The 13,572-nt window shown below is 63.6% G+C and carries 12 protein-coding genes; 9 read left to right on the top strand and 3 right to left on the bottom strand.

Annotated features, from left to right (window positions below; translation table 11 throughout):
- Positions 1-362 precede the first annotated feature (362 nt).
- The 5 genes from AC04SH_RS27535 to AC04SH_RS27515 all read left to right on the top strand — a co-directional run bounded on the left by AC04SH_RS27535 (position 363) and on the right by AC04SH_RS27515 (position 4,043).
- A complete protein-coding gene (locus AC04SH_RS27535; protein WP_488577331.1) occupies positions 363-704 on the top strand; it encodes a DUF2147 domain-containing protein in 342 nt (113 codons plus the stop codon).
- A gap of 223 nt (positions 705-927) precedes the next feature.
- Positions 928-1,086 (top strand): hypothetical protein, encoded by a 159-nt coding sequence (locus AC04SH_RS27530; protein ID WP_488577330.1) that lies wholly within the window; start codon positions 928-930, stop codon positions 1,084-1,086.
- Positions 1,087-1,125: 39 nt separating this feature from the next.
- Positions 1,126-1,320 carry a hypothetical protein gene (locus tag AC04SH_RS27525; protein ID WP_488577329.1) on the top strand — a complete coding sequence of 65 codons (195 nt, stop codon included), beginning with the start codon at positions 1,126-1,128 and terminating at the stop codon, positions 1,318-1,320.
- Between the two features lie 126 nt (positions 1,321-1,446).
- Positions 1,447-2,907, top strand: a complete 1,461-nt coding sequence (locus AC04SH_RS27520; RefSeq protein WP_488577349.1) for an AMP nucleosidase — start codon at positions 1,447-1,449, stop codon at positions 2,905-2,907.
- Between the two features lie 122 nt (positions 2,908-3,029).
- Positions 3,030-4,043: an endonuclease/exonuclease/phosphatase family protein gene (locus AC04SH_RS27515; RefSeq protein WP_488577348.1), complete on the top strand. Its 1,014-nt coding sequence runs from the start codon at positions 3,030-3,032 to the stop codon at positions 4,041-4,043.
- A 25-nt stretch (positions 4,044-4,068) separates the two neighbouring features.
- Here the strand turns inward: AC04SH_RS27515 and AC04SH_RS27510 are convergent, their stop codons facing one another.
- Together AC04SH_RS27510 and AC04SH_RS27505 are read right to left on the bottom strand one after the other, a co-directional pair.
- Entirely contained in the window at positions 4,069-4,668 is a 600-nt protein-coding gene (locus tag AC04SH_RS27510; protein WP_488577328.1) for a DUF922 domain-containing protein, read from the bottom strand.
- Positions 4,669-4,816: 148 nt separating this feature from the next.
- Positions 4,817-6,496, bottom strand: a complete 1,680-nt coding sequence (locus AC04SH_RS27505) for an electron transfer flavoprotein-ubiquinone oxidoreductase (protein ID WP_488577327.1) — start codon at positions 6,494-6,496, stop codon at positions 4,817-4,819.
- A 219-nt stretch (positions 6,497-6,715) separates the two neighbouring features.
- Between AC04SH_RS27505 and AC04SH_RS27500 the strand changes: the two genes are divergently transcribed.
- From AC04SH_RS27500 to AC04SH_RS27490, 3 genes are all read left to right on the top strand, one after another.
- The gene (locus tag AC04SH_RS27500; RefSeq protein ID WP_488577326.1) at positions 6,716-7,354 is read left to right on the top strand and encodes a hypothetical protein; all 639 of its coding nucleotides are present in this window, start codon (positions 6,716-6,718) and stop codon (positions 7,352-7,354) included.
- Positions 7,355-7,448: 94 nt separating this feature from the next.
- Positions 7,449-8,327 carry a uracil-DNA glycosylase gene (locus AC04SH_RS27495; RefSeq protein ID WP_477234240.1) on the top strand — a complete coding sequence of 293 codons (879 nt, stop codon included), beginning with the start codon at positions 7,449-7,451 and terminating at the stop codon, positions 8,325-8,327.
- A 255-nt stretch (positions 8,328-8,582) separates the two neighbouring features.
- Complete coding sequence (locus AC04SH_RS27490) at positions 8,583-9,395, top strand: helix-turn-helix domain-containing protein (RefSeq protein WP_488577325.1); 813 nt, start codon at positions 8,583-8,585, stop codon at positions 9,393-9,395.
- A 33-nt stretch (positions 9,396-9,428) separates the two neighbouring features.
- Here the strand turns inward: AC04SH_RS27490 and AC04SH_RS27485 are convergent, their stop codons facing one another.
- Positions 9,429-10,331, bottom strand: a complete 903-nt coding sequence (locus AC04SH_RS27485; protein WP_488577347.1) for a DMT family transporter — start codon at positions 10,329-10,331, stop codon at positions 9,429-9,431.
- 314 nt (positions 10,332-10,645) lie between these two features.
- Here AC04SH_RS27485 and pepN point away from each other — a divergent pair, with 314 nt between their 5' ends.
- Positions 10,646-13,285 carry an aminopeptidase N gene (gene pepN, locus AC04SH_RS27480; RefSeq protein WP_488577324.1) on the top strand — a complete coding sequence of 880 codons (2,640 nt, stop codon included), beginning with the start codon at positions 10,646-10,648 and terminating at the stop codon, positions 13,283-13,285.
- Positions 13,286-13,572: the final 287 nt, after the last annotated feature.

The following is a 13,572-nucleotide window of genomic DNA, read 5'->3' as shown; positions in this document are numbered from 1 at the left end:
AGAATGAAGCCGAGCCTTGAATTCGTCGTTAAATGGCGTGCTTAATTTGGAGAAAACAAAGCTAAAACAAGAGGTAAACGCGGAAATTCGTTAAGGATACAAAGTCAGCAACCGCGCCGTTTCGCGCCGGATTTGACGAAAATTTGTGGGGCACCGGTCAACACTCTGCTAACCACGGAAACCAAAGCCGACGCCTCGATCGTTTCATTTCCTGGTCGCTGAGCGCTTTCTCGACCCTCATGAAAATTGCAAACCCTTCCCTCACGGCACCCGCTTTTGTTTTGCCGGGAGCTGGATTAGCTTACGTTTGCGTAAGGGGCAGAGAGGCGGGCGCCCCACCTAAAACCACAGGGAGGACAGATATGTTTCGGAAAGTGAGCTTGGCCCTGGCGGCTACAGTGATGATGGCGAGCGCGGCCTGGGCCGATCCGATCGAAGGCAATTGGAAGACGCAAGCCGGCGACACCGCACTCATCGGCGGCAGCGGCTCATTCTCCATCACACTGAAGACCGGCAAATATGCCGGCAAGACCATCGGCTCGCTCAAGCCGGCCGGCGACAACAAATATGCCGGCAACATCACGGATCCGGCAAACGACAAGACCTATTCCGGCAAGGCCACACTGTCGGGTACCTCGCTGAAGATGAGCGGCTGCGTGCTCGGCGGGCTGATCTGCAAGAGCCAGACCTGGCACAAGCTCTGAGCTTGCTGTTTTGACATGACGACAACGGGGCCTTCACAGGCCCCGTTTTTTTTCCAGGACGGTCCACGACATACCCGCATCGGCACCTCGCGGCCTCGTAGCCGAGCCGACGCGCTCCCTGAAACATCGTCAATCACTTTGAACCGCAGATGAACGCCGGCATCAGAGCCGGTTCAGTCGCATGAGGGCATTTTGAAGGCGTGTTCAAGGAGACACCACGCAAATGCTCGCTCGCCGCTTCACCATCGTCTGCCTGTTGATGAGCCTGTTCGGCATGTTCTTCGCCATTCTCGTGGCCGAGGCCGGCCGTCCGGCGCGCTCCTGGGATGCAGCAAGTTCCAACGCCTGCCAGTTCGATTGCATGAACCATTTTCGCCCCTGAGACGACAAAGACGTAGATCCAGACAGAAAAGCCAAAGCCATGAACCGCACAGCCATCAACGCCCTCAAGACCCTCCGGCTTCTGCCGCGGGCGGCGCTCGTCCTGATCGTGCTGTCGGCGCCGGTTCTGGCAATGCCGATGATGCGGGCCGGCGCCGACACCACGATCGACGCGCCGGCGACGAAGAAGCATGGCGTTGGCTTTGTCCTGCTGGTCAGCCTGCAGCGCGGGTAAGGTGTAGAACAAAATCTTCGCCTTGGCCGTCTTGGTGGCCACCCTCCCCCTCCCAAGTGCTCTTCTGAGTCTCTATATTGAGACATGGAAAAGCGAATCTACCCACAAGCTATCGAATCGGTCGTCATGCCGGAGCCTTTCGGCAAGAAGAGCTTCGACGACGCCAAAAAGGCCGTGGCCGCGTTGCAGGGGCTCTACGACCGCAACACCAAATTCCTGCGTGATTCCTTTGCGGCACTTGCCGCCGGCGGCGACGAGAGCAAGCGCTACCGCGCCTTCTACCCGGAGATCGGCGTCACCACCAATTCATTCACCCAGATCGACTCGCGCCAGGCGTATGGCCATATGCCGACGCCGGGGCATTTCTCGACCACCATCACTCAGCCGGCGCTGTTCGAAACCTATCTCGTCGAGCAGCTTCGGCTGATCATGCGCAATCACGGCGTTCCGGTGACGGTTTCGGAATCGACCACGCCGATCCCGCTGCATTTCGCCTTCCTAGAAGGCACGCATGTCGACGGCGCCGCCGCCGAGCGCATCAAGCGGCCGATCCGCGACCTGTTCGACGTTCCGGATCTCGACGGCACCGACGACCAGATCGCCAATGGCACATTCGAAGTGGCGTTCGGCGAACCGAGGCCGCTCGCGCCATTCACGGCGCAGCGCATCGACTATTCGCTGCACCGCATGACGCATTACACGGCGACCAGCCCGCAGCATTTCCAGAACTTCGTGCTGTTCACCAACTACCAGTTCTACATCGATGAATTCGTCGCCCGCGCCCGGACCCAGATGGCGGGAGGCGGCCACGGCTATACCGAATTCGTCGAGCCAGGCAATGTCGTCACCAAGGCCGGGCAGAGCGCGCCCAGCGAAGGCGTGGCGACGCCGCGCCTGCCGCAGATGCCGGCCTACCATCTGAAGAAGCCGAACCATGGCGGCATCACCATGGTCAACATCGGCGTCGGCCCATCCAACGCCAAGACGATCACCGACCATATCGCGGTGCTCAGGCCACATGCCTGGCTGATGCTCGGCCATTGCGCCGGCCTGCGCAACACGCAGGCGCTGGGCGACTATGTGCTGGCGCATGCCTATGTCAGGGAGGACCATGTGCTGGACGACGACCTGCCGGTGTGGGTGCCGATCCCGCCGCTGGCCGAGATCCAGGTGGCGCTGCAGGAGGCGGTCGCCGAAGTCACCGGGCTTTCCGGCTACGATCTCAAGCGCATCATGCGCACCGGCACCGTCGCCACTATCGACAACCGCAACTGGGAGCTGCGCGACCAGCGCGGACCGGTGCAACGGCTGTCGCAGTCACGCGCCATCGCGCTCGACATGGAATCGGCCACCATCGCCGCAAATGGCTTCCGCTTCCGTGTGCCCTACGGCACGCTGCTGTGTGTCTCGGACAAGCCGCTGCACGGCGAGTTGAAGCTGCCCGGCATGGCGACTGAATTCTACAAGCGGCAAGTGGCGCAGCATCTGACCATCGGCATCAAGGCGATGGAGAAGCTGGCGGAAATGCCGATGGAACGGCTCCATTCGCGCAAGCTTAGAAGTTTTTCGGAGACGGCCTTCCAGTAGACTGGCTTCCCGTAAATGTTGGCCGCGAGGCGTTTCGTCATCTTGATTGGGCCGCATTTGCGCCGATAACAGGCCTGACACCTCGGCAATCAAAACCCGGTCTTATGGCACGCGTGCGAAACATGATGGCTTCGATGGCGTTCCTGGCAATGCTCGGCCTCTCGGCCGCGCTTGTGGCCGGGTTCTTTGGCACACTGCATCCGGCCTTCGATTCCTTCGCCCATTTCCGCATCCATTTTGCCGTGCTGATGGCGCTGATTGCGCTGCCGCTGCTTGCCACCTCGTTTCGCCTGCAGGCGGGTGTGGGCCTGCTCTTGGCCGTGGCCGCCTTAGCCAGCACGTTGAGCACCTTGCCGCGGCTGTGGCCGGTGCAGGCCGCCGGTGACGCCGAGCCCGCCAATGAGACGGTCTATCGGCTGCTGCAGATGAACCTGCGCTTCAACAATCCGACGCCCAAGAAGGTTCTTTCGCTGATCGGCCGGACCAACCCCGACGTGATCACGCTCGACGAAGTATCGGCGATGTGGGCAACCGAGCTCGGCTATATCAGCAGCGCCTATCCCTACCGCATCCTGTGCGCCTATCCCAACGGCGTGTTCGGGGTGGCGCTGTTGTCCAGGCGGCCGTTTGCCGTCGGTACCGAACCATACTGCGAACCGCGCGGCGCGATGGCCACCGCCACGGTCGACTTCGGCGGTATCGGCGTCGATGTCGCGGCGATCCATCTGAGCTGGCCGTGGCCGAAGGAGCAATACTGGCAGATCGGCGAGTTGACCAAGACCCTCACCTCGCTGGGCGAGACGGCGATCATGGCCGGCGACTGCAACGCCGTGCCGTGGAGCGCTGCGGTGCGGCGCGTCGCCTCGCTCGGCGGGCTGACCGTGATGCCATCGGCCGGGCCGAGCTGGATTCACCGGACGCTGCCCGACTTCCTGCGCCGCTATGCCGGCCTGCCGATCGACCAGGTGTTCTCGAAGGGTGGGGTGACGATCCTGTCGTCAACCCGGCTGGAAGACACCGGCTCTGACCATCTGCCGGTGATGGTGGAATTTTCGCTGAAGCGCGACGAGAACAAGCCGGTCGACGAGGACGCCACCGCGACCGTGTCGCTGATCCAGCCCGGCACGCGCGGCTAGATCAACACGTTACGGGCTTGAGGTTTCACAAGCCCACCAGGGCCTCGATGATGCGCTCGACATGGCCGCCTTCACTGTGCTCGCGCGCGTCGAAGGCGATCTGTTTCACTTCATAGACCTTGGCGGTGGCTTCCAGGCGCCGCCGGGCTTCGGCGCGCGTCTTATTGCATTGCGGATCGTTGGCAAATTTCATGCCGCGAACCGACCGCTCCGCGGCCTGCATCATCTGCCCGGCGATACGGCCATGGGTTCCTTCATGAGCGAGAACGCCGGTGAAGAACCGGTTCCAGCGTTTGCGCAGCGCCGGCGTGACGGCCGAGGCCATGCGCGGATAGGTGTAGGTGATGTTGAGCGTTCCATTGGCCTGGCGCAGGCGGCAGACGCCGTTGACCTGGCCGAGGTCCAGGCTCCAGTCCGCGGTGTAGCTCGTCTGCGCGATGGCGTGGGTCATGAAACCGTGCTTAGGCCCCCTGCGGTTCATGGCTACGACCAGACCAGCGCCCGTGGCGCCGGTGATGTCGTAGGTTCGCGTCTTGACGACGGTTTTCACGCCGGCAGACGCCGTCCCGACGATGCCGCAGGTCGCGCCTATGACGGCGATGCAAAATAAGACCAACACGCGCATGCCACTATCCCCCATGGACGTGACAATGAGACCACAAGCAGGCGACGGTTTCAACAATCAATGGCGCCGGGCGCCTTACATGCCCTGGTAGACCGGGCCTTCGCCGGTATTCTTTGTTGGCGGCGGTCGAGACGGCCCGGCCAGCGGCTTACATGCCCTGGTAGACCGGGCCTTCGCCGCCTTGTGGCGGCACCCAGTTGATATTCTGGTTCGGATCCTTGATGTCGCAGGTTTTGCAGTGCACGCAGTTCTGCGCGTTGATGACGAAGCGCACATCCTTTGCGGCCGGATCGGCGGCGGCGTTGCCGTCCTTGTCGACCCATTCGTAGACGCCGGCCGGGCAATAGCGGGTCGACGGCCCGGCAAAGACGTCGTGTTCGGAGCGCTGCTGCAGCGCCATGTCGCCGACGATGAGATGCACCGGCTCGTTTTCCTCATGATTGGTGTTGGACAGGAACACCGAGGACAGCCGGTCGAAGGTCAGCACGCCGTCGGGCTTCGGATAGGCTATCTTCGTGTGCTTGGCGGCCGGCTCGAGCGTGGCATAATCGGCCTTGCCGTGCTTCAGCGTGCCGAAGGGCGAGAAGCCGAACAGCGTGTTCAGCCACATGTCGAGCCCGCCGAGGCCGACGCCGATAATGGTGCCGAAGCGCGACCATAGCGGCTTGACGTTGCGCACCTTCTTCAGGTCCATGCCAATGTCGGTCGCTCGCCAGGCCGCCTCGTAGGAGGCCAATTCGTCATTGGCGCGGCCGGCGCTGATGGCTTGCGCGACATGGTCGGCCGCCAGCATGCCGGACAGCACCGCATTGTGCGAGCCCTTGATGCGCGGAACGTTGACGAAGCCGGCAGCACAACCCATCAGCACGCCGCCGGGGAAGGACAGTTTCGGCACCGACTGCCAGCCGCCTTCGGTGATGGCGCGCGCGCCATAGCCGATGCGCTTTGCGCCCGCGAAGGTGCCCGATATCGCCGGATGCGTCTTGAAGCGCTGGAATTCCTCGAACGGCGACAGCCAGGGATTCTTGTAGTTGAGATGCAGGACGAAGCCGACCGCAACCTGGTTGTCCTCCAGATGGTACAGGAACGAGCCGCCGCCGGTCTTCAGATCGAGCGGCCAGCCGAAGGAATGCTGCACCAGGCCCGGCCGGTGGTTCTCCGGCTTGACCTGCCACAGTTCCTTGAGGCCGATGCCGTATTTGCCGGGCTCGCGACCGTCGGACAGCTTGTATTTGGCGATCAGCTGCTTGGCGAGAGAGCCGCGCGCGCCTTCGCCGATCAGCACATATTTGCCCATTAGCGCCATGCCCGGCGCAAAGCCCGGGCCGTGCGTGCCGTCCTTTTCGACGCCCATGTCGCCGGTGATGACGCCGGTGACGGCGCCGGTATCGTTGTAAACAAGGCTGGCGGCGGCAAAGCCCGGATAGATTTCGACGCCCAGCGCTTCGGCCTTGCCAGCCAGCCAGCGGCAGACATTACCGAGCGAGACGATGTAGTTGCCGTGATTGTTCATCAGCGGCGGCATCATGATGTTGGGCAGGCGGAACGAGCCGGCAGGGCCGAGCACCAGGAAATGGTCTTCGGTGACCGGCGTCTTGAAGGGATGGCCGTCTTCGTCGCGCCAGCCGGGCAGCAGGCGGTCGATGCCGATGGGATCGACGACGGCGCCGGACAATATGTGGGCGCCGACCTCGCCGCCCTTTTCCAGCACGACGACGGAAAGCTCGGGATTGACCTGCTTGAGACGGATCGCTGCGGCAAGGCCCGCCGGGCCGGCCCCGACGATGACCACGTCGAATTCCATGCTCTCGCGTTCGATGTCGCTCATCAACCCCTCCGCACTGGCTAACCGTTTCCGGGCATTTTGCTGGCTCTTGCGCTGCATAGCGCATCAATCCGCGACAGGAAACCGGCGCTGACGTGACAATGCCGTTTTCGCCAAAAAGTCGCGGACAACAGTGGTGCTGCAAGTGTTTTGCACCGGCTGGACTTACGGTTCCCATATTTTAATTGTTCGACGGCTCGCTTATCGGCCATACTTCGGCCCATGCGCACGCCGTCCGGCTCTTCATTGACGCGCTTTCCCCTTCCGCCCGGCCGGACCCGCCGCGCGCTTCTTCTCGCCCTTTCGCTGCTGGCGCCGGTTGAGGCTGATGCCGATCCGGTGAAGGTGTGGGCGACCGGGGCCTATTCCTTTTCCGACGAGCTTGGCGGCTTCCACATCACCGGCGCCTCGGGCCTCGGCACCAAGGAAGACCCGCTGGTCATCTCAGAGGAGCTGAATTCGTCGACGCCGGTGACGCTCACCATCCGCACCACCAAACCGATCCAGCCGTTCAGCACCAACGGCGAATTCGCCAACGGCGTCCTGTACATGCGCATCGAGGTGCTCAACAACAGCGGCCAGGCCTGGGTCGAATTCCAGTTCGAGCTGCAGGAGATCCTCAACCAGCCGAGCGTGTTCGGCGACGGCCTGTCGTTCGACCAGCGCAACAAGACGCCCGATAATATCTTGTCGAGCGCCTATGCCGATTTCGACCGCGATTTCGAACCCTATGACCGGCTGCTGTTCAAAAACGGCAAGATCGACCCACTGAAGACGGGCAGCTTCGAATTTCTGATCACCGACTATACGCCGCGCTGGACGTTCTATCTGGTACAGGATCCGCGGATACCAACGGGTTAGCGATCTCCCCCCTCGTGGGGAGATCAGCTTCCACTACCGGTTTCGCCAATCATCAAACTTGCAAATCGTGGTGGGGCGGACGAATGTGCCCGGCATGACTGCCGCCTCCCCCAACAACCGATCCGACCTTGCCGACCTTCTGGCATTCTACGCCAGCGCAGGCGTCGACGAGGCGTTGGAAGACACGCCGGTGAACCGGTTTGCCGAGGCCGCAACAAGGCCTGCCGAGCGCGCAGCGCCGCCGGCCGCGCCTCCACGCGAAAACAAGGCACCGGAACAACCCACAGCCAGCCCCAGGCTGGATGCGAGCCAGGTGCCGGACGCGCCGGCGCGCTCCGTGCCGGCCACCGCGACCGTGCCCGATGAGGCACAGGCAGCACTTGCCCGGCAAATGGCGGCAAGCGCCTCGACGCTCGACGCGTTGCGCCAGTACATGGCGTCCTTCGACGGCTGCAACCTCAAATTCACCGCCAAGAACCTGGTCTTCGCCGACGGCAATCCGCAGGCATCGCTGATGCTGGTCGGCGAGGCGCCCGGCCGCGACGAGGACATTGAGGGCCTGCCCTTCGTCGGCCGCTCCGGCAGGCTGCTCGACCGCATGCTGGCGGCGATCGGGCTTGACCGCACTTCCGCCTATATCGCCAACGTCATCCCCTGGCGGCCGCCCGGCAACCGCACGCCGACGCCGCACGAGACCGAAATTTGCCGCCCCTTCATCGAGCGGCAGATCGAGCTGGTCAATCCGAAGGTGCTGGTCAATCTCGGCGGCCCATCGGCCAAGACCTTGCTCAACACGAGCGAAGGCATTTTGCGGCTGCGCGGCAACTGGCGGGTTCACACGACGGCGTCTGGCATTGCCATTCCGGCGATGCCGACACTGCATCCGGCCTACCTGCTCAGGACCCCGGCGCACAAGAAGCTGGCTTGGCGGGATTTCCTTGAGGTTAAGGCGAAGCTGAAGGGGTTGGGGTGACTAGCAATCTCCCCCCTCGTGGGGGAGATGTCCGGCAGGACAGAGGGGGGCGCGAAGGATCGCTAGCCTCACAATCTCCCTTATTTTCGGCCAGCAGAAGCAGCCCAAAAAATAGCGGACAGGTCGGCGGGACAGCGCCCCCCTCTGCCTTGCCAGGCATCTCCCCCACAAGGGGGGAGATCAACTGTCGCCTCGGCCTCACCATGACCTCGGAAGTAATTGAAATACGCCGCTCCCCGGCCTAGTCCTGCACCCATGACAACAGCCCAGACCTCCGCCGGCAGCCTGATCCGCGAATGGCGCACACGCCGGCGCATGAGCCAGCTCGATCTCGCCATGGAGGCCGAGATTTCGCAGCGGCATCTCTCCTTCGTCGAAAGCGGCCGCGCGGCCCCCTCGCGCGACATGGTGCTGCATCTCGCGGAGCAGCTTGAGATCCCGCTCAGGCAGCGCAACCAGCTGCTACTTGCCGCCGGTTTCGCGCCGAGCTTCAGCGAACGGCCGCTCACCGACACGACGCTGGCGCCGGCAATGGCGGCAGTCGAGACCGTTCTCAAGGGCCATGAGCCGTTTCCAGCGCTCGCCGTCGACCGGCACTGGAACCTGATTTCGGCCAATGCCGCCATCGGCCCGTTTCTGACCGATGTGGCCGAGCCGTCGCTGCTTCAGCCGCCGGTCAACGTCCTGCGTCTCAGCCTGCACCCGAACGGCATCGCGCCGCGCATCGTCAATCTCGGGGAGTGGCGGGCGCATCTGCTGGAGCGGCTGAAACGCCAGAACGATGCCGCTGGCGATCCCGTGCTGGTCGAGCTGGAGCGTGAATTGCGAACCTATCCGTCCGGCCTCAAGGGCGCGCGGCCTGTGCCGGTCGAGCCCAACGGCATCGTCCATCCGCTGCGGCTGGCGCATGGTGATCAGGTTCTGTCCTTCATCAGCACCATCACCGTCTTCGGCACCCCGCTCGACGTGACGCTGTCGGAACTGGCGATCGAGTCTTTCTTCCCGGCCGACGAGGAGACGAGGGCGGTGTTGGTGCGGCTGGCGAAGGAGCGGGCGGAAGCGAACTGAGCCAGCCCTGCCCTGCCCTGCGCGGGCCTCTCATCACCCTTGTGGCGGCGCCGCTTTTCGGGTGCGGGTGCGTTCCAGGCCGAGCTGGCGCTCGCGCCAGATGATGAAGATGCCGGCGGCGACGACGATCACGCCGCCGACCAGCGTGTTGATGGTGGCGACATCGCCGAAGGCGAAATAACCGACGACGACACCAAGGATCATCGAGGTGTATTCGAACGGCGCCACCACCGAGGCCTCGGCATGGCGGTAGGCGGCCGTCATCAGGATCTGCGCCAGCCCGCCGCAAAAACCAGCGGCAACCAGCAGGCCGGCCTGCAGCGGCGTCAGCGCCTGCCAGCCGAAGGGCAGTGTAAACAGCGCCATGACGCTCGCCGTTGCCGAAAACCACAACACGATGGTCGCTGTCCGTTCGGTCTGAACAAGATTGCGCACGAGCAGGATGGCGTTGGCGGAGATCGCCGCGGAAACCAGCGCCGCAACCACGCCCAGCACCTCCTGGTCGCCGAGCGCGGCGCCCGACGTGAGAAGCGTCAGTTCCGGCCATGAGATGATCAGCACGCCGACCAGGCCGACGGCGACCGCGCTCCAGCGATAGACGCGAATGGCCTCGCCGAGGAAAAGTGAGGAAAACACCACCACCAGCAGCGGCTGGGCATAGTTCAGCGTGATCGCTTCCGGCAGCGGCAACCGCGTCAGCGCGAAGAAGCCGAGCCCCATGGCGCTAACGCCGACGACGCCGCGAGCAATGTGGTTCAGCGGTCGCTTGGTCGCAAACGCCGTACCCAGTTTACCCTTCAAGGCCAGGAAGACGATGATCGGGAAGATGGCGAAGAAGGAGCGGAAAAAGACAATCTGGCCGGCAGGCACGGTGCCGGCTGCCTTGATGCAGGTTTGCATGCCGACAAACACCGCCACCGACATGATCTTGAGCATAATCCCGGTCAGGACACGACCAGGGTGATCGGCCAGTTTCTCGGCCGCATCGTTTCCCGGTCCGGCTTTCACTGCGGTGTAGCTTCCCGGATCGCCGCTGAGATGCACGTCACACGACGCGGCACAGAGGCGCGCATGCCGAACTTCGGTGTGACGATGGTCATCAAGGCCTCGCGATGGAAGGAGAACGCCGTGAAATAGGCATTGGCGCAGTTTTGTCGAGGGGCCGTTTCGTGTAAAGAGCGCGCAACTTCAGATTTTATGGGCCAGCGGACACGTCAGTGGGCCCGATAACGACAGGGAAACCCCAGGGAATGCGAACCGATACCGGCCAGGTCTTCAGGCTCGAAGACTATCGCCCCAGCGACTTTTCCATTCCGCAAACTGGCCTGACCTTTCGCCTTTCGCCAGACGCAACGCGCGTCACCGCCGTGCTGACGATCGAACGCCGCGATGGCGCCGCCGCCTCGGCGTCGCTGGTGCTCGACGGCGACGGGCTGGTGCTAAAGCGCATCGCCATCGACGGCCGCGAGCTCGCGCCGGCGGATTATCTCGCCACGCCGGACCAGCTGACCATTCTGAAGCCGCCGGCCCGCTTCGAGCTGCTGCTCGAGACCGAGATCGCACCGGCCAGCAATGAGGCTCTGATGGGCCTCTATCGCTCCAGCAATGTCTATTGCACGCAATGCGAGGCCGAGGGCTTTCGCCGCATCACCTATTTCCTCGACCGCCCCGACATCCTGTCGGTCTACACCGTGCGCATCGAGGCAAGGAAGGACGAGGCGCCGTTGCTCCTCTCCAACGGCAACCCCGTGGAGAGCGGCGCGCTGGCCGATGGCTGGCACTATGCCAGATGGCACGACCCCTTCCCCAAGCCGTCCTATCTGTTTGCGCTGGTGGCCGGCAATCTCGGCCAGGTCGCCGACAGTTTCGTCACGATGTCCGGCCGCAAGGTCGAGCTCGGCATCTATGTAGAGCCGGGCAAGGAGGGGCTTGCCGGCTACGCCATGGATGCGCTTAAGCGCTCGATGCAATGGGATGAGCAGGCGTTCGGCCGCGAATACGACCTCGACGTCTTCAACATCGTCGCCGTCTCCGACTTCAACATGGGCGCCATGGAGAACAAGGGCCTCAACATCTTCAACGACAAATATGTGCTTGCCGACCGGGAGACCGCGACCGATGCCGATTTCGCCAATATCGAGGCGATCATCGCGCATGAGTATTTTCACAACTGGACCGGCAACCGGATCACCTGCCGCGACTGGTTCCAGCTCTGCCTGAAGGAAGGGCTGACGGTCTTTCGCGACCACGAATTCTCCGCCGACCAGCGCTCGCGCGCGGTCAAGCGCATTGCCGAGGTGCGCACGCTGAGGGCGCATCAATTCCCCGAGGACCAGGGGCCGCTGGCGCATCCGGTGCGGCCGCGCCGCTACCGCGAGATCAACAATTTCTACACGGCGACGGTCTACGAAAAGGGCTCGGAAGTCGTGCGCATGATCCGCACCATTCTCGGGCCGGAAGCCTTCCGCGCCGGCATGGACCTCTATTTCGAGCGCCATGACGGCGAAGCCGCGACGATCGAGGATTTCCTGAAGGTGTTCGAGGACGTTTCCGGGCGCGACCTGTCGCAGTTCGCACTCTGGTACCACCAGGCGGGCACGCCGAACCTGACCGTCAGTTCGACGCACAACCCGGCCACGCGCGAGTTCACGCTCGAGATCGAGCAGTCGGTGCCGCCGACACCGTCGGAAAGCCGCAAGCGGCTGATGCACATTCCGCTCGCCTTCGGCCTAGTCGGCGCCGGCGGCGAGCCGGTCGTCTATGGCGGCGTCGAGGGCGCCGCCGTCGAGGATGGCGTCATCCATATCCGCAAGCGCCGCCATATGGTGCGCTTCTCCGGCGTTGACGAGCGGCCGGCGGTGTCGCTCAACCGCGGCTTTTCGGCACCGATCACGCTTTCGGTCGAGCAGAAGACCGACGACCAGTTCTTCCTTGCCGGTCATGACAGCGACGCGTTCGCGCGCTGGCAGGCGTTCAACACGCTGCTCACCGATGCACTGATAGCGGCCTTCCGCCAGATCCTGGGTGGCGCGAAGCCGGCCTTCACCGCCAGGCTGACCGGACTTGCCGGCAAGATCGCCGGCGATGAGACGCTTGAGCCCGCCTACCGCGCGCTGGCGCTTTCGCTGCCCGGCGAGGCCGATATTGCCCGCGACATCGGCAGGACCATCGATCCCGACGCCATATTTGCCGCCCGCGAGGCGCTGGCGCTGGCGATCGCCCGCGCCAACCAGGACGCCTTCGCCAATCTTTACGGCCGCCTTGCCGACGATGGTCGGTTCAGCCCCGATGCGGCAAATGCGGGACGACGGGCGCTGCGCAACATCCTGCTCGACTACCTCTCGCTGTTGCCGGGAGGCGCCCCGCTCGCCGCCCGGCATTTCGAAGCCGCGACCAACATGACCGACCGCGCCGCAGCGCTCACCGTGCTTGCGCATCGCCATGACGGGTCGCCCGAGGCGGTCAAGGCGCTGGCCGGCTTCGAGGCGCGCTATGGCGCCGATCCGCTGGTCATGGACAAATGGTTCCAGATCCAGGCCAGCGTGCCGGGACCGAAGACCGTCGAGCGGGTGCGCGCTCTGACCGGCCACGCAGCCTTTTCGATGGCCAATCCGAACCGGGTGCGCTCGCTGGTCGGCACATTTTCCAGCGCCAACCAGACCGGCTTCCACCGCGCCGACGGCGAAGGCTACCGGTTTTTTGCGCAGACCGTACTCGAGGTCGAAAAGCGCAACCCGCAAGTCGCGGCAAGATTGGCGACGGCGCTGCGCTCCTGGCGTTCGTTGGAACCGGGCAGACAGGGCAAGGCACGGGAAGCGCTGCTGGCGATCGCCGGTGCCGAGAACCTCTCGGCGGATTTGCGCGATATTGTGGAGCGCACCCTGGCGTGATTACCCCTCCCCCTTGAGGGGAGGGTGGACAGCCGCCGAAGGCGGATGGACGGGTGGGGTCGTTGCGGCAGTGCGCGACTTCAACCAACTTCGACCGTGATTGAACAAGTCGAGCACTTCGCCGACGACCCCACCCGGCCCTTCGGGCCACCCTCCCCTCAAGGGGGAGGGAGAGCCGGCGCTGCGTTATTTCAATCAATTTTTAATGTTTTTCGCCCGCGCCACTGGACAAGGCGAATCACCTTTGATTCTTTACAGACGATTCGGACGTGCGGTGTTGCCGGATC

The organism is Mesorhizobium sp. CNPSo 4688 (genome assembly GCF_057784295.1).
Note: the sequence above shows the minus strand (reverse complement) of the source record. Positions and strands in the feature narration are given on the sequence as shown.

Bases quoted from the DNA above. Each gene is read 5' to 3' on its own strand.
- AC04SH_RS27535 (WP_488577331.1), top strand. From the start codon at position 363: ATGTTTCGGAAAGTGAGCTTGGCCCTGGCGGCTACAGTGATGATGGCG.
- AC04SH_RS27530 (WP_488577330.1), top strand. From the start codon at position 928: ATGCTCGCTCGCCGCTTCACCATCGTCTGCCTGTTGATGAGCCTGTTC.
- AC04SH_RS27525 (WP_488577329.1), top strand. From the start codon at position 1,126: ATGAACCGCACAGCCATCAACGCCCTCAAGACCCTCCGGCTTCTGCCG.
- AC04SH_RS27520 (WP_488577349.1), top strand. From the start codon at position 1,447: ATGCCGGAGCCTTTCGGCAAGAAGAGCTTCGACGACGCCAAAAAGGCC.
- AC04SH_RS27515 (WP_488577348.1), top strand. From the start codon at position 3,030: ATGATGGCTTCGATGGCGTTCCTGGCAATGCTCGGCCTCTCGGCCGCG.
- AC04SH_RS27510 (WP_488577328.1), bottom strand. From the start codon at position 4,668: ATGCGCGTGTTGGTCTTATTTTGCATCGCCGTCATAGGCGCGACCTGC.
- AC04SH_RS27505 (WP_488577327.1), bottom strand. From the start codon at position 6,496: ATGAGCGACATCGAACGCGAGAGCATGGAATTCGACGTGGTCATCGTC.
- AC04SH_RS27500 (WP_488577326.1), top strand. From the start codon at position 6,716: ATGCGCACGCCGTCCGGCTCTTCATTGACGCGCTTTCCCCTTCCGCCC.
- AC04SH_RS27495 (WP_477234240.1), top strand. From the start codon at position 7,449: ATGACTGCCGCCTCCCCCAACAACCGATCCGACCTTGCCGACCTTCTG.
- AC04SH_RS27490 (WP_488577325.1), top strand. From the start codon at position 8,583: ATGACAACAGCCCAGACCTCCGCCGGCAGCCTGATCCGCGAATGGCGC.
- AC04SH_RS27485 (WP_488577347.1), bottom strand. From the start codon at position 10,331: ATGCTCAAGATCATGTCGGTGGCGGTGTTTGTCGGCATGCAAACCTGC.
- pepN (WP_488577324.1), top strand. From the start codon at position 10,646: ATGCGAACCGATACCGGCCAGGTCTTCAGGCTCGAAGACTATCGCCCC.